We start from the raw sequence: 22156 nt of genomic DNA, 5'->3' as shown, positions 1-22156 counted from the left end.
GGCCCCGGCATCCTGCTACGAGGCGTTCTGACGAGAGGCGTCCTGGCGTCGGGCGTAGTCCGCCTGGGCCAGGTACGCGGTCTCCTGCTCCCCGTCACTGCTCACGCTCTCGATGCCGCAGACCTTGCGCGCGAGGTCCGCCATGCTGCCGGTGGGGGACATCTCGGCACGTTTCATCGTGAGGCTTCGAATGGCCAGCAGGGGTGTGCCGTTGAAGTTCTCGAAGGTGCTGATGCGGTCGCCCCAGTCGGACAGGAACATGTCGCGGATCACGCGGCTGATCTTCAGCCGGTCGTGCGGCCTGCCGACCGGTCCGGTCTGCAGCGCCGCCAGCCACGGCCGCAGCTCGGGCCGCTCCCACTGCCCCTCGGTGGGATAGATGAGCGCGGCACGGCCGGACAGGTCGATGAGCTCGTGGGTCAGGTCGGTGATGTGCTCGATGTAGTACGCCCGCCCGAAGTCGAACATCAGGACGTTCGGCTTGTAGATGCCGCCGGGTGTGAAGAACCCTTCGTCCTCCGAGGCGATCACATGCGCCTTGAGCGTCTGGAGGAAGCCGGCGAACCGGGCGATCCGGGCCTGGACGGGGGGCAGTTGGTAGGTGCCGATGTGCTCGGTGATCAGCAGGGCCAGACCGAGCATCAGCTCGGCCTTCACCATGGCACGCACCAGCGAGTGGTAGTGCAGCCAGTCGAAGACGCGCTGCGGGTACAGCGAGGCGTGCTCGGGGTTGCCGATGTGGAAGACGCGGTTCCAGGGAATGAGTACGTCCTCGAACACGATGATGCTGTCCAACTCGTCACCCTGCGAGGCGAGCGGGTGCTCCACCTCCTCGCCGTCGCGGACGTTGCTCTCGCGGCAGATGATGGTGACCCCGGGGGTGCTGGGCTTCACCGCCCCGTAGACGATCTGCTCCGACACGATGCCGGGGCGGTAGAAGACGCCGATGTGGATCCAGTCCCCGAAGGCCGCGCCGGTGCTGATCGCCTTCACACCCCGCACGGTGATGCCCTCGTCCGAGGTGGCGACCACCCGCAGCGCGGGGGACTGGGCCTGCGCCGAATCGCGCGAGCGGTCCGCCTGCGGGTCGACGAAGGCCGGCGTCGCGTTGAGGTCGCCGTCCCGCATCACGTTCCAGAAGTCGACGATCCCCCCGGTGAGGTCCCGCCCTTCGGTCCCGACGGACTGGCTGCTCCAGGGCTCGGGGTCGTCGACGTAGGTCAGCAGGACGTAGTTGTTGACGTCCGGTGTGCGCGGGATCGCACCGCCGCCCAGTTCCCGCTGGACCGTCTCCATGTAGCGCCGCTTGCGCAGCAGATCCTCCTTGGAGCGGTGCTGGAACCATGTCATGGACCGCCGGACACCGTCCTCGTCCACGAACGTCATGACGTCCTCGAGGTCCGGGCGGTAGTGCAGATCGTAGAAGTCGGCGATGCTCCGGGCGTACGCCCTCGTCCTGGGGTGCGTGGCCACGTTGTCGACGAGCTCGTCACCCACCCACACCGTGCGGCCGTCGTTCAGCGCCGCCAGGTACTCCTTGCCTGTACGCACGTCATGTTCCTCTCGGAGGCAACAGATCTGGACGCCCGGAACCATGCGTCGCGACGGGGTGAGCGGACGGAGCGGAACCGACAATCACCCGGGTGAAAGCGCCGGGCACACGGGAACCGGCCTTGAGGCGGATGTGGCCGTGCGGCATGCTGGGCCCCATGCGCAGCACAGGCCCCGCGGGCGACTGGCCCGGTGGGCGTGGGAACCAGGCCATGAACGGGCTGCGCCTCAGGGGACGGGGCCGCGAGATGGCCGCCGTCCGTGAGGCCCTGGACGCGGTGCGTGGCGGACGGGGCGCCTGCGTCGTCGTGGAAGGCGCACCCGGCGTCGGCAAGAGCCGGCTGCTCGCGGAGCTGGACGATCTGGCACGGCGGTCCGGGTTCGACGTGGTGTCCGTACGGGCCGACGAACTCGACCAGTACGCCGCCGGAGCCGCCCTGCAGTCCGCCCTGCATCTCTCCGACGGTTCCGAACGAGCGGCCGCGGCCACCGACGACCAGCGGCTGTGGCTGCTGGACAGCATCACGGACGCTCTGGAGGACCGTGCCCAGCGTGCCCCGGTGGCCGTGCTGGTGGACGATGCGCAGTGGGCGGATCCGGCCACGCTCCTGGTGCTGCGCACCCTGCCCCGCAGACTGGCGGCCTCGCGGATCCTGTGGGTGCTGGCGGTACGGTCGGAGACCGAGCGGCCGACCGTCGCCAGGGTGCGGAAGGACCTCGAACGCCTCGGGGCCCGGTGGCTGACGCTCGGCCCCCTGCCGCAGCAGGAGCTGCAGCACATCGCGGCCGACGTCCTCGGGGCCAAACCGTCACCCGGGCTGGCCCGGCTTCTGGGGGGCGTCGCGGGCAATCCGTTCCTGGCGATCGAACTGGTGCGCGCCTTCGCCGACACGGACGCCGTCAAGGTGGAGGCGGGCGTGGCGAGCCTGCTGCACGACGGCATTCCCGTCGGCTTTCGGCGGAGCGTCGCCGCGCGTCTGGACCGGCTCCCGGAGGATGCCGTGCGCCTGCTCCAGATCGGGTCCGTCCTCGGCCGGGAGTTCGATCTCGGTACGGCCGCCCGCATGCTCGGCAGGCAGGCCGGCAGCCTGCTGTCGGGCGTCGAGGCGGCGCTGAACGCCGGTCTGCTCTCCGGCGACGGGCCGCGACTGGCGTTCCGCCACGACCTCATGCGGCAGGCCGTCCACGAGAATCTGGCGCCGGCCGTACGGACCGCTCTGCACCGGGAGGCCGCCGACATTCTGCGTGGCATCGGCGCACGATCGGCCGAGGTGGCCTGGCACGTCGTCCTGTCGGGCGGACCGGTCGACGACGACGCCGTGACCACATTGACCACCGCGGTACGGGAACTGTCCTCCTCGGCCCCTGACGCGGCCGCGGACCTGGCCCAGCAGATCGCCGGACTGCTGCCCACGCACGACCGGCGGCGCATCGCCCTGCTGACCGACGCCGCCGAGTACCTCGGCCGGACCCGCCGGGTGCACCAGGCGCTCAACCTGGTCGACGCCACCCTGTCGGACCGGCTGGAGCCGCTCCTGGAGGCGCGTCTGCGCCTGGTGGCCGCCGAGATCCACCAGGCCGCGGGGGACGACGCCGCCGCGATGACGCATCTCCAGCAGGCCCTGGCCCTTCCCGGGCTGCCGGCCGACCTGCGGGTCCGGCTGCTCAAGACCAAGGCGACGGGCCACGTGTACCTCGGGGACATCACCGCTGCCGAGCAGACCGACGTCGGACTGGTCGAAGCCTCCTACCGCAGCGAGGACCCGGCCGTCGTCGTCAGCGCCATGGTGTTCCAGTCGCAGACGTTCTTCTACCGTGGGCGTCTCGCCCGCGCCCTCGAGCTCGCCGGGGAGGCCACGGCACGCGCCGGCACGGAGTCCGGCGTACTCCACCTGCGGCCGCCGCGGATTCCCGCGCTGTGGCTGGCCACGGTGCTGACCGCCACCGACCGGCTCGCGGACACCGAGCGGGTGCTGCGGGAGGGGCAGCGCGAAGCGGAGGCGCTGGGCCTGGGCTGGTCACTTCCCCACTGGCATGCGAGCCGTGCCTGCGCGCTGTTCGAACAAGGGGCGCTGGACGACGCGGCGGTGGAGGCCGAGTCCAGTCTGAACGTGGCCGACGAACTCGAGATCACCCAGCTGAATCCCCAGGCCCTCTCTGTGCTGGCGCTGGTGGAGATCAGACGCGGTGACCTCGCCAAAGCCAGGGACCAGCTCCGTGCCGCCGAAGACGGTTCCGGCACGAGTACCCAGAGGTTCGGCCTGTGGGTGTCGCTCGCGCGCGCCTGCCTGGCCGGCTCGGAGGGCCGGGACGCCGCAGCGGCAGCGGCGCTGGGCGGCAGCTTCGCGGGCGCCAAGCCGGCACAGCTGCTTGCGGTGCCGCCGTCCCACTGGCCCGGGATCGCGCGCATGGCGCTCCGCGGCAAGGACGTGCCGCTCGCGCAGGCCGTGTCCGGCGCCTTGCGCACCCTCGCCGAACAGGACGGCAGCCAGCAGATCATCGGGACCGTCCGTGCCCATGTGGACGGCCTGCTCCACAACGACCGGGGTGCACTCGCGTCCGCCGTCACCGGCTACCGGAGCACCGGCAGGCGGCTGGCCCTGGCTGCGGTCTGCGAGGACCTCGGGGAGCTCGTGGCCGCGTCGGGCGACACCACGTCGGCGATCCCGTACTTCGAAGAGGCGGGGGAGCTGGCGTCGGCTTCCGGAGCCCTGCGCGATCACGAACGGATCATGCGGCGCCTCAGACAGTTCGGCGTGCGCACAGCCGCCCCACGGCACCACACGACCGGCGCACCGGGATGGGAGAGCCTGACCGAGTCCGAGCGGAAGCTCATTCCGCTCGTCGTGGAGGGCCTGACCAACCGGGCCGTCGCCGACCGGCTCTACGTGTCCGTGCACACCGTCAACACGCATATGAAGCACATCTTCACCAAGCTCGGCATCAACACACGCGTCGAGCTGACCCGGCTGGCGATCGAACGGGGCGGCATCTCCGACGGGGCGCACTGAGCGACGCCTGCGGTGGCGGGGCGGCGGCGAGGATCCCGTGAATGGGCGATGCCGGCGCCTGACGTACGGGTGATGCTGGTCGCGACGACGTCACAGGCACGGCGCCGTCAGCGATCCGATCACAAGCGGACGGCCAAGCCCGGAGAGCGACCGGGCCGCGTACCAGGCGCTCGAGAAGGAGTACCGGCGTGGCAGGACTTTCCGCCGGTGCTGTTCCGGTCCCCTCCTGTGGGGCTCGTCGGGACGACCACGACGGCTGTCCATCTGCTCGCTGCGAGTGCCCCGTTCCTCTGCTTCGCAGCTCGCCGCCGAATCACCCAGACGCCAAAACCGTCAACCGTAAGAGGTTCACCATGTCACTCGCACTCGACCCCGTAGCCCAGGACCTGCTGTTCCGGGAGGCTCGGACCGCCAACACCTTCACCGACGACCCGGTGACGGACGAGCAGACGGAGGCCATCTACGATCTGATCAAGTACGGCCCCACCAGCATGAACCAGCAGCCGCTGCGCATCCTGCTGGTTCGTTCCGCCGAGGCGCGTGGACGCTTGATCGGACACCTGTCCGAGGGGAACCGCAAGAAGACCGCGACCGCCCCTCTCGTCGCCGTCCTCGCCGCAGACAACGAGTTCCACGAGGAACTGCCCAGCCAGTTCCCCCACTTCCCGCAGGCAATGGATCTCTTCGCCGAGCGTGCGGTGCGTGAGCGTTCCGCACGGCTCAATGCGCTCCTCCAGGTCGGCTACTTCATCATCGGCGTCCGCGCGGCCGGCCTGGCCGCGGGACCGATGACCGGCTTCGACGCCGAGGGCATCGACAGGGAGTTCTTCAGTGATGGCGAGCATTCCGTTCTCGCCGTCGTCAACATCGGCAGGCCGGGCGAGAATGCCTGGTTCCCGCGCTCCCCACGCCTGACCTACGCCCAAGTGGTCACGACCGTCTGATCCACTGCCAGGCATCCGCGCTCCGGGGAACCCCTCCGGTCATCCACGCGTCCGCAGGCCCGGGGGGAGGGTCTTCCCCTCCGGGACCGGTTTCGTCGGGCTCCCGGCGGTGTCGCCGATGGCGGTGTGCGCGGGCGGCCACGGCAGCAGGGCGATCAGGGAGTGTGCCCGATGGATGAGGAAGGCGGCGAGCGGCAGTTCGGTGGCCAGGGCAAGGCCCCCCGCCATCCAGACGTCCTCGGTTCCGAGGTCGAGCGAGATGTCGAACCAGGTGTCGCAGATCAGCAGGACCGCTGTGGCGTGCGCGTACAGAATGACCGAACGGCTGCGGCGCCAGGCCAGGAACGCCGTGGACGCCAGCACCGAGATGAGCAGCACGTCGAATCCGACCCAGGTCAGGCGCCACTCGTGCACGTGGTGGGACGGCGGCAGCGTCAGACCCAGCATCACGGTCCACGGTACGAGACAGGCGGCGCACGTGGCGAGCAGCTCAGCGGTGTGCCTCCTGCGGCGGTCCGGCGTGAGGCCGCGGCGGCCGGTGTGCTCCCTGGTCACGTGCGGTCCGTCCTCACGCACTTCCTCCGACACCGGCGGGTTTCCCGCGTTTCCGGCTATTCCGGGTTACTCCGGCGCATGCCAGTGCGGCGGCGGTCGCTATGCGCCGTACGAGCTTGTTCTCGGTGCGCAAGACAATCACTCCCTGGTTTCCGGAGAGCAGAAACTGCTAACGCGGCCAGCTTGGATCAGGAAGGTGCGTAGTGCATCGCATGATCTGGTGATTTACTGCTGCCCAGCTGGAGCCATGCTGCAGTATGTATGGAATCGCTGGATTGTGCGATGTTCTCGGTTCCTTTCCGGTCCACCGACAGTACGTTCAGTTCCGATGTGGACGATCTCGTGCGTGCCGCCGATCACCCGCGTGAGCACCGGGCGTCATGCCCGCGATTCGGTCCAGGCCGGGCCGGCGTGACGAAATTCGCTCACGCCGAGCTGACAGGACTTCCGTCCCGGCGAATGTGCCGCATATCGCATCATGGAAACTTTGTGACGCGACTGGGACAGGAGTAGGTTTCCCAGGTGATTAGAATTTCAGCGATCGCATTTATCGGAGCCCTGGCAGTCACCTTCGGAGCCTTCGCGTCGACCGTGTCTCCCTGGTGGTGGCCGGCCGCCTTGCTGTGCACGGCGTTGGCGGGTGTGGGTGCCTATGATCTCCTCCAAAAGCGCCACTCGGTACTGCGCAACTACCCCGTGCTGGGACATGTGCGCTTCATGCTGGAGTCGATCCGGCCGGAGTTGCAGCAGTATTTCATCGAGCGCAATTACGACGGCCGTCCCTACGACCGGGATGTGCGCAGTCTCGTCTATCAGCGCGCCAAGGGCCTGGAGGCGGAGCAACCGTTCGGGACCGAACGGAACGTCTATGCCGAAGGCTACGAGTACTTCGAGTCGTCGATGAGGCCACGCCCGGTGCCGTCGGAGCAGCCGAGGGTCCGCATCGGCGGTCCGGACTGCACCAAGCCCTACGACATGTCGTTGTTCAATGTCTCGGCGATGAGTTTCGGCTCGCTGTCCGCCAATGCCATCCTCGCCCTGAACCGGGGCGCCGCCCTCGGGGGATTCGCTCACGACACCGGTGAGGGCGGCCTGTCGGAGTACCATCTGCGTCACGGCGGTGACCTGGTGTGGGAGATCGGCACCGCATACTTCGGCTGCCGCACCCCGGACGGCCGTTTCGACCGGGCGCGGTTCGCCGACAAGGCCGCTCACGACAGCGTGAAGTGCGTGTCCCTGAAGCTGTCCCAGGGAGCCAAGCCCGGCATCGGAGGAGTGCTGCCCGGGGAGAAGGTCACCGCCGAGATAGCCCGGGTACGCGAAGTCCCCGAAGGCCGGACCGTCATCTCACCCCCGTACCACGAGGTTTTCAGTACCCCACGGGAACTGATCCGGTTCGTTGCCGAGTTGCGCGAGCTGTCCGGGGGCAAGCCGGTCGGCTTCAAGCTCTGTGTGGGCTCCCGGCGCGAGTTCCTGGCGGTGTGCAAGGCCATGATCGAGGAGGGCACCGCGCCCGATTTCATCATCGTCGACGGAGCGGAGGGCGGCACCGGAGCCGCCCCGCCGGAGTTCGCCGACCATCTGGGCAGCCCCCTCACCGAGGGCCTCATCACGGTCCACAACGCTCTGGTCGGCGCCGGCCTGCGAGACCGGATCAGGATCGGCGCCAGCGGCAAGGTGGCCACCGGAGCCGACATCGTCAAGCGCATGGTGCAGGGCGCCGACTTCACCAATGCGGCTCGCGCCATGATGTTCGCGATCGGCTGCATCCAGGCGCAGAGCTGCCACACCAACACCTGCCCCGCCGGAGTCGCCACACAAGACCCGCGCCGCGCCCGCGCGTTGCACGTCGACGACAAGTCGGTCCGGGTCCAGCGCTTCCAGTCCGCCACGGTGAACAGCTCCCTGAAGATCATCGCCTCGCTGGGCGTGAACGGACCGGCCGAGCTGCGCCCGCACATGCTGCGTCGGCGCGTGGATCCGGTCACGGTCCGCTCCTACGCGGAGCTCTATGAATGGCTGGACCCGGGGCAGTTGCTGATCGAGCCGCCGGAGTCCTGGGCGGTGGACTGGAAGGCCGCGGATCCTGATCGTTTCGCCGTGTGACTGGTCTTGCCGCGGTGAGCGGGCGGGGTGCGCCATCGACGCCGGCACCCCCGTCCCTCTTCGCCGTGTCCAAGTCGCAGCCCGTGCACGGCCCGCGCATCGACCACGTCCTCGCCCAGGCCCCGCCCGGGGCATGGCGGCATCTGTCGGCGGGTGCGGGAGCCCAGGGCGAACGGTTCTGCGACTGGGCAGCCGCCCGCTTGCCCGCAGCGTGGGAGTTCGACGGCGACGAGCCGACCCGGCGGTGACCCGGCCGACGCGCCCGACCTCGTGGACCACACACCAGCTGAAATCCGTCGTCCTGCTGGCAGCTGAAGCCCGCCACCCTCCTGCATGCCGCGACCACGCGGTGAACCGGTCCTGATGGCGGCGTCGCCACCAAGTACGCGCTCGCCGCTGTCACTGGATGCGGCGCGGACACACGTTGGCAGGCACCGTATGGTCGACGCGCCCTCGAGCGCCCCGCGCAAATCTGCGGCGTCGGCGTAGGCGGCCGGACCGCGTCGCCGGACGCCTGGCAGTTCGGGCATGCGGTCGGGACTACGTCCGACGAGGAGTTGCGGGACGCCGTGGCCGGCGAGCCGGGCCCGCGATCCGGCTGCCGGGCGCACCGGTCACCCCGGTGACCGCCACCGTGGCGCGATTCTTCTCAGACATGTGTTTCCCTGCAGCCCGGGCCGCTGCCGATCCCGGCATTCGGGCGCATCAACCACGTCGGCCCGGCCGGCGCCATCCGTGTGGTCTCAAGAGCCGTGTCTCGCGTGTCCGAGATCGAGACGTTGAGCGCCCGCGCGGACGGACGTCCCGTCGCGCCGGTCGTGCAGGGTGAAGTCGGCCCGGACGGCCACACCGGACTGCAGCAGTTTCCGGTGGACGAGGGGGTCTCGGCCTGGGTGTGAGACGACGACGCTGATGTATCCCTCGGGCAGACCGGTCACGGCGTACTCGCCCCGTGCGTTCGTCGTGGTCCGCACCAGCTGCCGGCCGCCACTGTCCATGACGGTCACCGCGGCATGGCGGACGGGCTGCTGTTCGCCGTCGCGGACGGTGCCCTCCAGCATCGGCAACGGCTCGCCGAAGTGGTGCGGGTGGACCGGTAGTGCCGTGGGTGCGGGCGCCTCCACGGAGGGGTCCTCCACCGGCGGTTCGGGAATGTCCTGCTTCTCGTCCTCCGCTCCCCGTCGTGCGGCCATGCGGTGGTGCCGCCACGCGTCCAGGCCCAGCAGCGCCAGTCCCGCGGTGATCCACGCGCACAGCACGAGGACCGGCTTCAGCACCCCCACATGGTCGAAGTACAGGACTCCCCGCAGGCCGTCGACCGCGTTGCCCAGCGGCATGACGGCGTGCAGGTCCTGGAAGAAGCTCGGCAGCAGCTGGACGGGGACCAGGCCGCTGGAGGGGACGCTCAGCACGACGTACAGGCCCAGACCCGCCAGCGGGAAGAAGTGCTTGACGAAGGGCGCCATGCCGAGGGAGAACGTGGCCACGGCCGTGGTGAGCAGGAAGGCGATCGCCAGGGCTGTGGGGTCGTTGGGGAAGAAGCCCAGTCCCACGCCGACGAGGAAGCCCACGGCGCTGAAGAGACCGGCGACGCCCGCAATCGTGATCAGCTTCGTGCGCCGGTTGAAGGTCACCGCCCGCAGCAGGGTGGTGGCGAGTATGTAGCCGGGGACGTTCCAGGCGATCCCGAAGTAGACCAGGGTCGCGCCGGACCCGTCCTTGCTGACGGTGGGGGCTACGTCCGTGACGGTGAGATTCTGGTGGTTGTGCACCGCGAGCTGGGTGAAGCCCGTGGTGAGCGCCTGTTCGAGGGACGCGCCGTCGGCCCCGGCCACGTACAGCACGGCGTGTCTGCCCTCGGTGGCGAAGCCGGCCACGGCGTCCCGGTCCAGCACCGCCCGGCGGGCTTCCCGGGCATCTGCCACGGCGGTGACGTCGAACCCGCCGGGACGCTGCGCCTGCAGAGCGGTGTCGACCTTGCGTTCCACCGCGAGATCGGCGACCACGAGCTTGGCATGGTGGGGCTGGGGCTGGTGAAAGGCCATGGGGAAGCAGAAGAGCAGGCCGAGGAAGAGTACTGCCGGGATCGTGAGGGTCTCGACGAGGACTCTGGCCGCGGACATGCCCCGGGGACGCTCGATCCGGTGCTTCACAGGATCACCCCTCGGCCGCCACGGCGGGCCGTGCCGCAGAGCCCGCGGGGCACACGGCCGGCCGGATGCCCGGTCACCCCGTGGCCGCCTCTCCGGTACCGGTCGTCCTTCACTGCTCGCGGTCCAACCAGTTTCACGGCGCCCCTCTCGGCTGTGCCGCGCCTGACCGTCGCCATGGCGCCACTCGATTAACGTACCGATCGGCACATCTACGTCTTCCTGGACCTTACGCGTACCGGTCGGTACAGTCAAAGCGTGCCTCGCCCCGTCAACGCCGAGAAGCGCGCCGAACTGCTGAAGCAGGTGGTGCACCACCTCCAGCAGCACGGCGTCGCGCAGATGTCGCTCAGTCCGCTCGCCGAGTCGATCGGCACCACCAAACGCATGCTTCTGTACTACTTCGGCAGCCGCGAGAACCTCCTGGCCCGGGCCCTGGCCACCAGCCGTCCCGACGCGCACGCGATGTTCGACGACGTCCGCGACAGCGCGGGACTGCGCAAGGCGGCTCACACGCTGTGGGAAGCGATGACCGTCGGGGAGCAGTCCGGTCCGGTCCGCATGCTGCTGCAGCTGCTCAGCCTGGCCGCCACCGATCCCGAGCAGTACGGCGACATCGCGGCCGAGACCGTCGAGGTCATGATCGGCCCCATCGCCGCGGCCTATGTCCGGCTGGGGCACTCGCCGCAGCAGGCGCGGACAGCGGCCACGCTCCTCGTCTCCGGCCTGCGCGGTCTGTGCCAGGACCGCTTGGTGACCCATGACGCCGCCCGTACCGACGCGGCCGCGCACCGACTCATCAGGGACGCAGTCGCGGCGGCCGACTGAGTCTGGGCCCCTTGCCGTACACACCAGGAGCGGTCGGACCGTCCATTCCCCGGGCCCGACGCGGTGCGGTCCGTAGCGAGGGCGACTACTGGCGGCTGATCGGTCTGGAGACCATCCGTGGTCCGTACGGCACCAGGTCCTTGATCTGGACAGTTACGACAACCGCGACCCGCGCAAGAACGGCGAGAGTGCCGACGGGCTGGCCATCAAGGAGGGCTCCGGCTCCGGCAGCGACACGAAGGCGGGGTTCGACTTCAGTCGGTCCTCTAGTTGTTGTCGGCCATGACGTCGGTGACGCACCACGTCGATGTTGACCTTCAAGTCGGTTGAAGCTCAATGATGGCGGGGTGCCGAGGTTCCGAGCTGATGCCTATCGGGGTCTTCGCGCAGCGCAGTGGCCTGACCTCCAGCGCGTTGCGGTTCTACGCCGACTCCGGGCTGCTGCCCCCTGCCGACGTAGACCCGGTCACGGGCTACTGCTACTACACCGCCGCCCAGCTGGAGCGGGCGACCACACTGCGCCGGCTCCGCGAGATCGCCATGCCCCTTGCCGCGGTCGAGGCGGTCCTTGCCGCCGGGGCGGACGAGGCGGCACGGCTGCTCGACGAGTATGTCGCCAAGATGGAAGGGGATGCGGCGGCGGCGCGGCGGAAGGCGGCGGTCATCAAGTCCGCGCTCGGCGGCAACGTGCCTGGTCTGCTGATTGCCACGCTGAAGGGTCCCGTGCTGGCGGATGCGGTCGAGCAGGTTCTGACCGCGACCGCGTACGAGCTGGGGATGGCGGTGCTCGCCGGCCTGCACATCGAGGCGAGTGACGAGGCGATCGTCCTGACGGCGACCGACCGGTACCGGCTCTCCACTCGAACCCTGGTGCCGGCGGGCCGGCGGAGCAGACCTGGGCCGGCACGGTCGACGGCGACGACGTCCGGGCTGCGGTAGCCGACGTCCGGCGCAGTGCGTTGATCCGCATCGAAGCGGTGCCGCACGGGATCTGGCTGCGCATGCCCGAGCGAGAGGACCGGCACTGCCGGACGCTGCCTGAGGAGTTCCCCGACCACCGTCTGATGCTTGAGTCCCTGGATGATGTCACCACCCGCGTGACGATCTCGAAGGACCTGCTGCTGCGGGTTCTGGAAGAGCACCCCGACGAACGCGTCGTACTGCACATCACCGATCACAGCGTGAACGTCCGGTCCCCGGACGACGAACACCCCGGAATCCCGCTCTCCGCCACGGTGACGGGCGAGGCCCGCCAGATCCGGTTCGAGATGACCACGCTCTATCCCGCCGTGAGCACGGCGATCGGCCCCGACGTGATGCTCGACCTCAGGGGACACAACCAGCCCGTCACGATCCGCTCCGCCGACCGCGGCGACCTCACCACCCTGGCCATGCCCATCAAGCTCGACCACTCAGCCTGAGAACGACGACGAGGAACCTCATGACCACCACACCTGCCGGCCCCGATCCGACCATGGAAGCCATCGGCCAAGCCGTCGTCGGAGGTCGAACGGGCGACATCCTGTCCGCCCGCCACAAACTCCTGGACCTGTGGTCGGAGATCGGCGTCACCGGGGACCCGCTGCACCGTTGCTCACTCGCCCACTATCTGGCGGACCTCTACGAAGATCCCGCCCAGGCCCTCGCCTGGGACGTCCGGGCCCTGGACGCTGCCTCGACGAGGTGGCAGAGGCCATCTCCCAGCGGGACATCACCAAGCGGCCTTCCGCACCCGGTCCCACTGCGTGACGCATCGGAACGCGCCCCTCACCGCCGAGGGGCGCCGTCGGCTGGTCGGGCGTTGCCCGACGAGGCCGGAGTCGGGCCGCCCGTGGAGAGCACCACAGTCACCGCTGCGGTGCGCGCCGGTCCGCGAGGCGGTCGCCGCCGACACCGCGCCACGACCGCTCTGCGAGCCAGTACTGCGGGGCGGCCTCTCGCTCGGCCGTGATGTCTCGCGGGCGGGATCCTCCCGCGAGGCCGGTGCCGTTGGTGGCTTCGACGACGACCCGGGTCGGTCCGGCGGGTCACCTTCTCGTTCCTGAGGGTGTCGATCACTCGTGCCAGGCACCGCTCGGTCCTTCGCCCGGCGCGGTCCGGCAACTCCGCCGGGTACGCCGACTCGGGTCACGATGTCGGCATGCCGCTGCCGCTGCCGGTGCCGGTGCCGGTGCCGTGAACGGCTTGCAACGCGGTGACCAGCCGACCGAGGGCGGGCAGCGCTTGGTCCAGGGCCGCCCGGTCGGAGTCGGGCAGTTCCTCGACGACCTGGGTGAGTGCTGCGGTACTGGCCCGGTCGTAGCGCTCCAGCAGGTTCAGGGCCTCCTGCGACGCGGTGAGTACCACGGTTCGCTGGTCGTGTTCAGGGCGGACTCGTTCCACCAGCCGTGCGCCGGACATCGTTCGGACGAGGTTGCTCACGGTGGAGGGAGCCACTCGCAACCGTTCTGCCACCGCGCCGGGGCTGAGGCCTTCGGGTGACGAGGACAGCGCCCGTAGCAGCTCGATCTGTGCCTCCGGCAGGTCGGGCAGCCCCTCGGCGTTCCGGGTGGCGCGCAGCACGGCGCGTCGCAGCGGACCCAGCAGCCCGCCCAGTGCGACAGCCACCCGGGCTGATCCCGGCACCCTGGGCGCACCTGCGCCGTGCTTCCCGGCCACTACTCCATCTGTGTCGCGCATGCCGTCATTGTGACCTGTGACCGTACAGTTTTGCACCACATACATTTTTGTAGCAAAATAGTTTTAGGGTTGCTGGGATCGGTCAGTACCGCATGCCGGACGCCCTCCACCTGAAGCACTGCAAGGAGCACCACCGATGACTGTCGACCACGCCACTCCGACCACCGTCGAGAACCCCGTCCCGTCGCAGGACTTGTCCGGCATCGTCGGGCACCGGTTCATCTACACGTACGCCAACGGCTGGCAGTACGAGATGTACGTGAAGAACGCGACGACCATCGACTACCGCATCCACTCGGGCATGGTCGGCGGCCGCTGGGTGAAGGACCAGGAGGTCGATCTGGTGCAGCTCGCCGACGACGTGTACAAGGTGTCGTGGAACGAGCCGACCGGCACCTCGGTCGTCGTCAATGTGCTGCCCCGTCGGCGGGTCCTGCACGGCACCATCTTCTTCCCCCAGTGGATCGAACAGGACGGCAGCAAGACGGTGCTCTTCCAGAACGAGCACCTGGACGACATGCGCGCCTACCGGGACGCCGGCCCCACCTACCCGATCTACGTCGTCCCTGAGTTCGCCCGCATCACCCTCTTCGAGTACGTCGGCGAGGATGATGAGGCTGTCGTCGCGGTGGGTCCGGAGGGCCTGCCCGAGGGTTTCGCCGACCGCACCAACTGATCGGACCGCACAGAACACGCCGCCCCGGGTCGGCACCACCTCTCCCAAGTGGGACGTGCTCCCGGGATCAGTCCCGGCCCCAGGCCGGCTCAAGCGCCTGGTGCGCCGCTCTCCGGTGCCGGTCCTGGAGCCCCGGGACGGCCCGCTCGCCCCCTGCGTCGCGGTGATCGGCGCCCAGCCCGGTTCCGGCCGCAGCACTGTCGCGGTGCAGATGGCGTCCGCACTCACCGTACGGGCGGGCTCGTTGCGCGGCGGGCGCGAACGTGTCCTGATGCTGCCGCTGGACCGAACGCTCGGCGTCTTCGGCTACCGCCTGCTCGCCGCGGTGGACGCCTCCACCGTCGCGACCAGGCTTCCCGATGACCACGGGCGCCTGCCCGCCCACGCGCGGGGCTGGGGCACGCGCACCGACTCCTGTGGGGCGCACTTCCTGTACGGGCAGGTGCCCGTCGGTACTCCCGTCCGCCTCGACGCGTCGGCCGTTCGACGCGGCGTCGACTGGCTGAAGTCCTTCGGCACTCTGGTCGTCGACGCGGGCGGCACCTTCCTGCCCCCGCAGGACAGCCTGCGCACCCTGTTCGGGTGGGTCGACCACCTGGTCGTCACGTCGACCACGCGGCACGAGCACCTGGACGCGGTCGCGGGGCAGATCGACTGGCTGTCCGAACACGGCTACGAGGAACTGGTACGGACGGCGACACTGGTGGTCTCGGACGTGCAGGGCCTCACCGAGCATCAAGAGGGTCCGGCGCGCGCGGGCGCACTGAGCGGTGTCGTGGGGAGCAAGTGCTCCGTACCCTACGACGCCGCCGTGGACCGGCTCGGTCTCGTCGACAGTTCCTCTCTCGCTCCGGCGACACGGCGCGCGTTCGACGCCCTCGGCCGCACGGTCGCCTCCGCACTGGCCCACGCCTGACCGGTCGGGCGGTCGGCATCCGCGTGCGCTGGAGGTCGTCGCGGACCGGCTCCCGCTCCGGGCCGGTGAGCTGGAGGGCGATGGCTCGGGTGAGCGCGCACCTCACGGTGTCTTCGTCGCGAGGCGTCCGGCGACATCCGCACGCAGCAGCAGGAGCTGAAGCCTCTGCACGGTCAATGAGGTGTGATGGAGGGCTCGCGCAATGGGGTCCGCCGGTGCGGGCCGGCGGCGCTGGTCCTGGCTCGTCTGCTGCCGATCCGTAGGCAGTCGCCGCCCGGGTCGGGCACGAGGAACTGCCGCGTGCCGTACGACGTGTCCTTCAGCGACCCGATGCGCCGCTGTACGACTCGGCCGGCTCGTACTGCTGCAACGCGAGGAAGAGGAGCTGAACGCCGCCACGCGGGGGCGATTCAGTGCAAGGCTCGCCCGTGGTCGGCGATCTGCTCGGCCTGATCACTCGGCGTCCAAGGCGGCCCAGGACCCGACGCGGCTGCGGGTGGCTTCCGCTGCGGAAATCACCGGCAGAGCCCCGGGTCCTGTTGGTACGGTGCACCCGATGTCAGCGATCAGGAAGTTCCAGGTCACCTTCGACTGCGCAGAACCTGAGCGCCTTGCTCGGTTCTGGTGCGAAGTGTTGGGGTACGTCATACCGCCGCCACCCGAGGGGTTCGCCACGTGGGACGAGTACCAGCGTGCGCAGCCACCGGAACAGCGCGGTGCGTGGTTCGCTTGCGTCGACCCCTCAGGTGTGGGCCCACGGCTGTACTTCCAGCGCGTCCCCGAAGGGAAGACCGCCAAGAACCGGGTGCATCTCGACGTGAGGGTCGGCACCGGACTCGTCGGTGCGGAACGCCTCGCCGCACTTGAGGCCGAATGCGCGCGACTGATTCCGCTCGGCGCGGTACACGTGCAAACGCTGTACGACGGCAATGACTCGTGCATCCCGATGCTGGACATCGAGGGCAACGAGTTCTGTATCGACTGAGCGCACGAGCGCGGCAGTTCATCCCCTTCTGGGCCCGGCGAAACACGAGGTCACCGTGCCCTTGCTGCCCTTGCTGCCCTTGCTGCCCTTGCTGCCCTTGCTGCCAGGCGATCTCTCCGCACACGGCGGCCTCTTCGACGGCGTGGCAGCGTCGGTGGGGCCCCAGCCCGCCGCAAGCGGGTTGACACGGCTCCGCGTCGGCACCGGGCCGCCGTGGTGGGGGCGGCCACAGGGGTGACGTGCCGGCGTCCCGGTTCAGCCGTCGCGCCCTGTGACCTTGTCGAACCAGCCCGCGTAGGCGGGCGCACTGGTGTAGAGCCCCGGGCCCTCGCTGCAGCGCACGCCCGGGGCGCCGGGGCCCGAAGTGACGCCTATGAGTTCCCAGCGGCCCTTCCGGTCCCGCCGGATCTGGGGGCTGCCGGAGTCGCCGTTGCACGCCATGGCCCTGGGCACCTGGCTGATCGTGCACAGACGGGTGCTGTTCGCGTAGCCCGGCGCGCACTCGGAGACCGCGCCCCTGCGTGTGTCGAGTTCCTGGAGCCGGTCGGGAAAGACCCATTGCGTGGGGTCGGGTACGTCGTCGATCGTGCCGAAGCCCAGGATTCGGGTCGGGGTGCCGGGCCGCCCCGGCTTGCCGGCGATGCGGATGGGCTCCTCGGCGACCGGGCGGTTCAGGCGGATCAGAGCGACGTCGTCGCGGTTGGGTCCGGTGCCGTCGCCGTTCCTGTAGCCCGGGTGGGACACCGTCTTCGCGACGGACCGGACCGTGCCTCCGGACTCCTTCCACCCACTGCCGATCCGGACGGTGCCGTCCAGGGTGACAAGCGTCGGGTCCACGCAGTGGGCGGCTGTGAGCACCCACTGCGAGTCGATCAACGATCCTCCGCAGACACCCTTGAACGTAGGGTCGTCCGCACCTGTCACCGGGATGGACACCATGAACGGGTAACTCTGCGTGGCGTCCGTCCCGTTGACGACGGCTTCGGCGCTGCCGGTCAGCGTGGCGGCGCACGCCGCTCCCGCGAGGACCACCGCGGCGGCGCGCGCCATGCGACGCGAGGGCTTCAAGCTGAACACTGGTTCTCCGATCGGACGAGCAGGTGTGATGTGCCAAGCCTCCGCGATCAAGAGGAACTGATCCATCCGGTCAGCGGGCCTGTCCGAGGTCCGGCCAGCGGGCCCGTGCGGGGTGGGGAGGACCCCCGGACGGCATGTTCCGCATCCGTTCGGCGGCCGGCGCGAGTTCCCCGAAAGACCGTAACGCCAGCTCTCTGACCTGCGGCTTCAAGTCGGCGGAGACTTACCGCACCGGTACGCACCGGTACGCCCCCATCGCACCGGTGCCGAGCCACCACGGTCTCCACCACCGCATGGGCCCAGCTCCACGCACATCGTCCTGGACGACACTGCGATGGCCGCGGCCGGCGAGGGCAACGTCCTCGCTTCCCGTCTCCTCCACCGCGCCCACGTCGAGACCGGCTGGTACCTGTACGCCCCGGCGTGCGCGCTCGCGGAAGCCGACCGGGGCCGGCCCGGCACGGCGGAACACCTGGCCGCGCTGCCGGGCATCACCGTGCTCGACCTCGACCTTCCGGCCGCGCTGGCCGTGGCCCGGCAGGACACCTGGGCGGCGACCCACAGCCAGATCGCAGCCCAGCCGACTCCCGACCGCCCCGACGGAGCGATCATCGCCGCCAACCGGGAGCGGGGCATACCCAACTCACCGCGATGCGGGCGGAGTTGTCGACCATCCAGTCATCGTCGGTGAATGGTGATGTCCTGCATTCGGTGCAGACTGCGGTGAAGAAGAGATTCAGGGCGGAGGGCTCTGCCGGTGTGGAGAAGGTAGCTGACGGCCGGGGCTCCACCATGTGGTTCAGCGAATTGGTGACGTGCTCCCCTGACCAGTGACATCGCTCCAACGGCTGCTCCTGCAACTCCCGCGATCAGTGGATGGCCGGCCAACCAGGCGCCCCCTGCCAGTGCGACCCCGGCAGGTAGCTCTGTCCTGACATTGATGGCGGCACTAGCAATATCGAGGCGTGCACTCTTTACAGCGCGCCGGAGATCAGCGAGTGGGTATTCGAACTTTTTGGCCACAATATCGTTGAGGTATTGTTCCAGTATCGAAATATCCTTAATTTCTGGCAGGCCGGCCAAGTCCTGCGCAGCCTGCTCGACCAGCTGCCCGAACGCTAAGAACTCTGCGCCGTGGCGCTTACGAAGCTCGATGATCTTGCAAAGCAAGAAGGCCGATTGCCTCACTGAAATCCGGGGACCCGGCCGCTTCCCGGCGGTAACCAAGCTCGGAGGCAAGGTTATCCGTCCCCCAGCCGGTGGCCGTCACGAAGGCACTGACCTGGTCGCTGATCCAGGCCCGCCTGTGATCTGGTAAGACACGCGGTTCGATCCCCGTTGGGTTCATCATCCGTCGACCTGTGGCCGCAGCTCCTTGAAGGGCTACCACGGTGGTATAACTCACATCCGAAAACGCTAGTTCTGCCCGGCTGAGCGCCTCGTGCAATTCGGGGAGCATGAGGTCGCGGTGTACTGCCGCCACCCCAGGCAGGGGATGCCAGTAATAGCCCTCCTGTTCTGAGAAGTGGGCCACCAGTGCGTGTTCACCCACGTGCCGATGAGTCGGCACCCTGTAACCGAAACGCAGGTGCTGGCCATGGGCGTCGAGCAGAGAACGCATACGCGCGCCAGCGGCTTGGAGGACGCCATGCTCCGGAGGTCGCCGAATGATGAAGCCAAGTTCGCCGATTAGCTCTTCCACCGCCTCGGAGTCCCGCGTTGCGTAACCCTCTGGCACGATACGTACTATCCGGGGCCAGTACAGGGCTGCGATTTTCAACCACCGCTCGTCGCGCACATGAAAGTATGGGTGATAGAGCCCATAACGTGGCAGTCCATCGGTTGGCACTGGCATCCCCCCGGGTGATGGCTGGTCGATGTTGAGATGGCTGCCTCCGTCCGGTGCCCAGGCGAACCGCAGAACCGTCACCAGAACAACGCCGTGCGGCGGTCACACCGGCGCCGGAGGGCGGGGCCAGGGGCTGCTCGCCGGCCGCTGCCCTGGCGGCGTACGAGGCCGGCGCCGTGCGCCCTGCCCACAGGGCCCGGCCGGCCCCGACGCAGAATGAGGCGCCGGCCCGGCCTGGGCCAGGGGGCGCCCGTCCGTCCGTACCGCGCGTTCCGGCTCCGCCCGGTTGCCGTACGCCCCGCGTTCCCCGGCCCGCCGCCCGGTCGGCCGTCCCTGCCTCGATCCCGGACCGCCCCGCGGGTCGGTCGCCGCCCGCTCCCCAGCTCATCGCCGCCCGCCGCCGCGCCTGGTGCCTGGTGTCCGAAGTCGCTGGCCGGGCGCCGTGCCGTCGGCCGCCCGCCCCCACCACCGGCCAGCCGGTTGGCGGGCGGCTGCACCTGGCCGTCGAGCAAGGTCAGGAGCCCATGTCGTTCGTGATCACGGCTGGGCAGCGCAACGAATGGCTGTGACCAGGCCTTCACGACTCATGAGGGCCGCCCCGGTAGTACGTACTCTCACGAGCCGGTCCGCTTCTCGATCCGCTCCAGGGCCTGCCCCAGGTATTGGGCGAAGCGCGGGTAGTTCTCGCTCATCGGGAAGTGGCCGATCTCCTTCATCTCGATGAACTCCGCTCCGCGGATGGCCTCTGCGGTCCGGCGCCCGTCCTCCGGGGTGGTGAGGTAGTCGTACTCGCCGGTCAGCATGATCACGGGACACCGGTCGCCGTCGATGTCGTCCAGCCGGTCCCTCAGATCGTGGTCGACCGAGTAGAAGTACAGGTCGCCCTTGAACGCCTCCGATCCCTGGGTGTAGTAGAACCAGGTTGCCCAGCGGTCCTGTTCCGGGGACTGTGGTGCCATGAGGTCCCACACGCCGCTGGCGCACACCTGGGCGGCGTTGGCGTGGGGATGCTGCCACCAGTCGAGGTAGAAGCCGGGCGAGTAGTCCGCGCCCTCGACGGGGATCACCGCTTTGAACCGGTCCGGGTGCCGCAGGGCGAGTTGCAGGGCCACGTTCCCCCCGAACGACGACCCCATGAAGATCGGGTCCTGCAGTTCGAGGGCGTCGCAGAAGGCGACGATGAAGGACGTGAAGTGGTCCGCGGTGAGCCGGTACTCCTCCTTCCACCACTCCTGGTTCCACGGCGGGTCGGACTTGCCGTGCCGGGCGAGGTCGTAGGCGATCACCCGGTAGCGGCCGGTGATCTCCTCGTCCTCGAGGAGGCCCAGCCACTGGTGGTTGTGGCAGCCCGCTGTGTGCTGGCACACCAAAGGCGTGCCCTGCCCGTTCTCCAGGTAGAACACCCTGTACTGCGCGTCCTCCACGTCGATGGTGACGTAGTGGCCGGTGACCGGAGAGATCCTACCGCTGACCATGGGGAGCTCCTATGTCTTACGAGGGGGATGGGGCGGACCCGGCCTCGTCTGCCGGCCCGAGAGGGCCCGTGACGCGCAGCAGCTCCAGCTGCCGGGTCACGCAGCGCAGGTTCTGCATGAGCACGAGCAGGTCGCCCTCCAGGAGCATGCCCCGCCGGAACGTGGCCGCCCAGATGCCGTGGCACATCGGCGGAGGCGTCTCCCGGCAGAAGCCCTGCCATGTCTCCGCGTCCGCGCGGATCGCGAAGTCGTAGGCCACCAACGGCTCGGGATCGGTGATCAGTTCGTCCACCTTTCCCTTGTGCATCCGCACGAGGAACCGGTGGGGGTCCATGTCCAGCAGGAAGCTGCACGAGTAGTACGTGCCGTGGGCCTGCAGTTCCGGATCCTCGTCGCTCAGCCGACGGAACTCCTCCGCCGCGTCGCTCGTCGTCGCCGATGTCATGTGCCACCTCGAGACGTGTCGTCGCTGCCGTACGCCGGGACGTCGCACCGGCACGGTGACCAGCCGATCGCCGGCCGGCGACCACTTCCCGGCCGCGCTCCTTCCAGCCTGGGCACCCTGTCGGCCGCCTGCAATCCGGGTGCGGGTCCCCGGGCAGACGGAACCCTCGCAGAGATCCTCTTCCTGCTCGTGGTCGAAGACCCCTGGTACCGGGACACGGCCTGGGGCCGCTGTGTGGAGAGGCTGGTGACACGGCCGGCGCCGCTCGGCGGCAGCCGCGCGCGATCACGTGCCGCGTGGGTCAGGTCGGCGCCGCGCCGGCGAGTCTGACGCTTCCGGCGCCTGCGGGCGCACATCACCGCAGCGTGTCCTGCCCACCGGTTCCACCGCGGAGCGGGTCCGCCGAACGCTCACTCGCTGCAGGAAGACCCTGGCGGTGCATCCGACAGAACGTGCATCTTGGAAGCGGGTCCACCCCGGTCCACGGGGCTCGGGCCTGCACGTTCTCCCCTGTTCTCCGACCACCGCCGGCCGGAGACCGTAGCGCGGGATGCCCGGAAGAGGACCGGCGACCGCTCCGTGTGCGGCAGCCGCCACGCCGGCGGTGTCGCTCACGGGGAAGCCACCGCCGAAGCCGTCCGCCGCCAGCCGGCCATGCTCCCGGAGCCGGACGACCAGGAACAGGGCCGGCCCGCCGCGCCCTCATCCGCCGCCGCGCCACCCCGGACTGCGAGAGGCGGCATCGCCGGACAGCGGTGAGGGTCAGGCCAGGGCGGCCTGCTTCACCGGCGCGGCGAGCGGGGAGCGTCGGCCTCCCCATCGTGCACAGCGCTCGCGTCCACCTCGGGGCAGCCGGGGACGACCGCGCCGACGGCGGCGGTGGTGCGGAGCGCGACGTCGACAGCCCCA

The 22156-nt window shown here is 69.4% G+C and carries 18 protein-coding genes and 4 pseudogenes; 12 read left to right on the top strand and 10 right to left on the bottom strand.

The window, feature by feature from the left end:
• Nucleotides 1–15 precede the first annotated feature (15 nt).
• The gene (locus AB0947_RS37715; RefSeq protein ID WP_366754898.1) at nucleotides 16–1551 is read right to left on the bottom strand and encodes a 4-hydroxyphenylacetate 3-hydroxylase N-terminal domain-containing protein; all 1536 of its coding nucleotides are present in this window, start codon (nucleotides 1549–1551) and stop codon (nucleotides 16–18) included.
• 158 nt (nucleotides 1552–1709) lie between these two features.
• Here AB0947_RS37715 and AB0947_RS37710 point away from each other — a divergent pair, with 158 nt between their 5' ends.
• Both AB0947_RS37710 and AB0947_RS37705 read left to right on the top strand, forming a co-directional pair.
• Entirely contained in the window at nucleotides 1710–4562 is a 2853-nt protein-coding gene (locus AB0947_RS37710; RefSeq protein WP_366754897.1) for an AAA family ATPase, read from the top strand.
• 353 nt (nucleotides 4563–4915) lie between these two features.
• Nucleotides 4916–5506 (top strand): malonic semialdehyde reductase, encoded by a 591-nt coding sequence (locus AB0947_RS37705; protein WP_366754896.1) that lies wholly within the window; start codon nucleotides 4916–4918, stop codon nucleotides 5504–5506.
• 39 nt (nucleotides 5507–5545) lie between these two features.
• Here AB0947_RS37705 and AB0947_RS37700 read toward each other — a convergent pair whose 3' ends face one another.
• Nucleotides 5546–6061: a hypothetical protein gene (locus AB0947_RS37700; RefSeq protein ID WP_366754895.1), complete on the bottom strand. Its 516-nt coding sequence runs from the start codon at nucleotides 6059–6061 to the stop codon at nucleotides 5546–5548.
• A 591-nt stretch (nucleotides 6062–6652) separates the two neighbouring features.
• Here AB0947_RS37700 and AB0947_RS37695 point away from each other — a divergent pair.
• Complete coding sequence (locus tag AB0947_RS37695) at nucleotides 6653–8167, top strand: FMN-binding glutamate synthase family protein (RefSeq protein WP_366754918.1); 1515 nt, start codon at nucleotides 6653–6655, stop codon at nucleotides 8165–8167.
• Nucleotides 8168–8232: 65 nt separating this feature from the next.
• Nucleotides 8233–8415 (top strand): hypothetical protein, encoded by a 183-nt coding sequence (locus tag AB0947_RS37690; RefSeq protein ID WP_366754894.1) that lies wholly within the window; start codon nucleotides 8233–8235, stop codon nucleotides 8413–8415.
• A 495-nt stretch (nucleotides 8416–8910) separates the two neighbouring features.
• On the opposite strand, the gene AB0947_RS37685 is transcribed toward AB0947_RS37690, so the two are convergent.
• Complete coding sequence (locus AB0947_RS37685; RefSeq protein WP_366754893.1) at nucleotides 8911–10290, bottom strand: carboxypeptidase regulatory-like domain-containing protein; 1380 nt, start codon at nucleotides 10288–10290, stop codon at nucleotides 8911–8913.
• 285 nt (nucleotides 10291–10575) lie between these two features.
• On the opposite strand from AB0947_RS37685, the gene AB0947_RS37680 reads away from it, so the two are divergent.
• The 4 genes and pseudogenes from AB0947_RS37680 to AB0947_RS37665 form a co-directional block, all read left to right on the top strand.
• Nucleotides 10576–11145 carry a TetR family transcriptional regulator gene (locus AB0947_RS37680; protein WP_366754892.1) on the top strand — a complete coding sequence of 190 codons (570 nt, stop codon included), beginning with the start codon at nucleotides 10576–10578 and terminating at the stop codon, nucleotides 11143–11145.
• A gap of 11 nt (nucleotides 11146–11156) precedes the next feature.
• A pseudogene (locus AB0947_RS37675) lies at nucleotides 11157–11377 on the top strand (pectate lyase); the annotation flags it as partial.
• A 134-nt stretch (nucleotides 11378–11511) separates the two neighbouring features.
• Nucleotides 11512–12566: pseudogene (locus AB0947_RS37670) on the top strand (MerR family transcriptional regulator).
• A 20-nt stretch (nucleotides 12567–12586) separates the two neighbouring features.
• Nucleotides 12587–12820, top strand: a pseudogene (locus tag AB0947_RS37665) (hypothetical protein); the annotation flags it as partial.
• A 452-nt stretch (nucleotides 12821–13272) separates the two neighbouring features.
• On the opposite strand, the gene AB0947_RS37660 reads toward AB0947_RS37665, so the two are convergent.
• Nucleotides 13273–13752 (bottom strand): MarR family transcriptional regulator, encoded by a 480-nt coding sequence (locus AB0947_RS37660; protein ID WP_366754891.1) that lies wholly within the window; start codon nucleotides 13750–13752, stop codon nucleotides 13273–13275.
• Nucleotides 13753–13960: 208 nt separating this feature from the next.
• Here AB0947_RS37660 and AB0947_RS37655 point away from each other — a divergent pair, with 208 nt between their 5' ends.
• The 3 genes from AB0947_RS37655 (at nucleotide 13961) to AB0947_RS37645 (ending at nucleotide 16401) form a co-directional block, all read left to right on the top strand.
• Nucleotides 13961–14500: a phenolic acid decarboxylase gene (locus tag AB0947_RS37655; protein ID WP_366754890.1), complete on the top strand. Its 540-nt coding sequence runs from the start codon at nucleotides 13961–13963 to the stop codon at nucleotides 14498–14500.
• A 100-nt stretch (nucleotides 14501–14600) separates the two neighbouring features.
• Entirely contained in the window at nucleotides 14601–15416 is an 816-nt protein-coding gene (locus AB0947_RS37650; protein WP_366754889.1) for a hypothetical protein, read from the top strand.
• A 556-nt stretch (nucleotides 15417–15972) separates the two neighbouring features.
• Nucleotides 15973–16401 carry a VOC family protein gene (locus AB0947_RS37645; protein ID WP_366754888.1) on the top strand — a complete coding sequence of 143 codons (429 nt, stop codon included), beginning with the start codon at nucleotides 15973–15975 and terminating at the stop codon, nucleotides 16399–16401.
• Between the two features lie 255 nt (nucleotides 16402–16656).
• Here the strand turns inward: AB0947_RS37645 and AB0947_RS37640 are convergent, their stop codons facing one another.
• The gene (locus AB0947_RS37640; protein WP_366754887.1) at nucleotides 16657–17478 is read right to left on the bottom strand and encodes a serine protease; all 822 of its coding nucleotides are present in this window, start codon (nucleotides 17476–17478) and stop codon (nucleotides 16657–16659) included.
• Between the two features lie 334 nt (nucleotides 17479–17812).
• Here AB0947_RS37640 and AB0947_RS37635 point away from each other — a divergent pair, with 334 nt between their 5' ends.
• Nucleotides 17813–18169, top strand: coding sequence for a hypothetical protein (locus tag AB0947_RS37635; protein ID WP_366754886.1), 357 nt, complete (start codon nucleotides 17813–17815; stop codon nucleotides 18167–18169).
• Here the strand turns inward: AB0947_RS37635 and AB0947_RS37630 are convergent.
• The 5 genes and pseudogenes from AB0947_RS37630 to AB0947_RS37610 all read right to left on the bottom strand — a co-directional run.
• Entirely contained in the window at nucleotides 18157–18648 is a 492-nt protein-coding gene (locus tag AB0947_RS37630; RefSeq protein ID WP_366754885.1) for a DUF6236 family protein, read from the bottom strand. The genes AB0947_RS37635 and AB0947_RS37630 overlap by 13 nt on opposite strands.
• A complete protein-coding gene (locus AB0947_RS37625; RefSeq protein WP_366754884.1) occupies nucleotides 18620–19216 on the bottom strand; it encodes a hypothetical protein in 597 nt (198 codons plus the stop codon). The genes AB0947_RS37630 and AB0947_RS37625 overlap by 29 nt, the downstream gene beginning before the upstream one ends.
• A 725-nt stretch (nucleotides 19217–19941) precedes the next feature.
• Nucleotides 19942–20802, bottom strand: coding sequence for an alpha/beta hydrolase (locus tag AB0947_RS37620; RefSeq protein WP_366754883.1), 861 nt, complete (start codon nucleotides 20800–20802; stop codon nucleotides 19942–19944).
• A 16-nt stretch (nucleotides 20803–20818) separates the two neighbouring features.
• Entirely contained in the window at nucleotides 20819–21247 is a 429-nt protein-coding gene (locus AB0947_RS37615) for a hypothetical protein (protein ID WP_366754882.1), read from the bottom strand.
• Between the two features lie 421 nt (nucleotides 21248–21668).
• Nucleotides 21669–21768 (bottom strand): annotated as a pseudogene (locus AB0947_RS37610) (IS5/IS1182 family transposase); the annotation flags it as partial.
• Nucleotides 21769–22156: the final 388 nt, after the last annotated feature.

It is taken from the genome of Streptomyces sp. NPDC047841 (genome assembly GCF_040704085.1).
Taxonomy (GTDB): Bacteria; Actinomycetota; Actinomycetes; order Streptomycetales; family Streptomycetaceae; genus Streptomyces; species Streptomyces argyrophylli.
Note: the sequence above shows the minus strand (reverse complement) of the source record. Positions and strands in the feature narration are given on the sequence as shown.

Bases quoted from the DNA above. Each gene is read 5' to 3' on its own strand.
- AB0947_RS37710 (WP_366754897.1), top strand. From the start codon at position 1,710: ATGCGCAGCACAGGCCCCGCGGGCGACTGGCCCGGTGGGCGTGGGAAC.
- AB0947_RS37655 (WP_366754890.1), top strand. From the start codon at position 13,961: ATGACTGTCGACCACGCCACTCCGACCACCGTCGAGAACCCCGTCCCG.
- AB0947_RS37705 (WP_366754896.1), top strand. From the start codon at position 4,916: ATGTCACTCGCACTCGACCCCGTAGCCCAGGACCTGCTGTTCCGGGAG.
- AB0947_RS37635 (WP_366754886.1), top strand. From the start codon at position 17,813: ATGGCCGCGGCCGGCGAGGGCAACGTCCTCGCTTCCCGTCTCCTCCAC.
- AB0947_RS37685 (WP_366754893.1), bottom strand. From the start codon at position 10,290: ATGTCCGCGGCCAGAGTCCTCGTCGAGACCCTCACGATCCCGGCAGTA.
- AB0947_RS37645 (WP_366754888.1), top strand. From the start codon at position 15,973: ATGTCAGCGATCAGGAAGTTCCAGGTCACCTTCGACTGCGCAGAACCT.
- AB0947_RS37620 (WP_366754883.1), bottom strand. From the start codon at position 20,802: ATGGTCAGCGGTAGGATCTCTCCGGTCACCGGCCACTACGTCACCATC.
- AB0947_RS37615 (WP_366754882.1), bottom strand. From the start codon at position 21,247: ATGACATCGGCGACGACGAGCGACGCGGCGGAGGAGTTCCGTCGGCTG.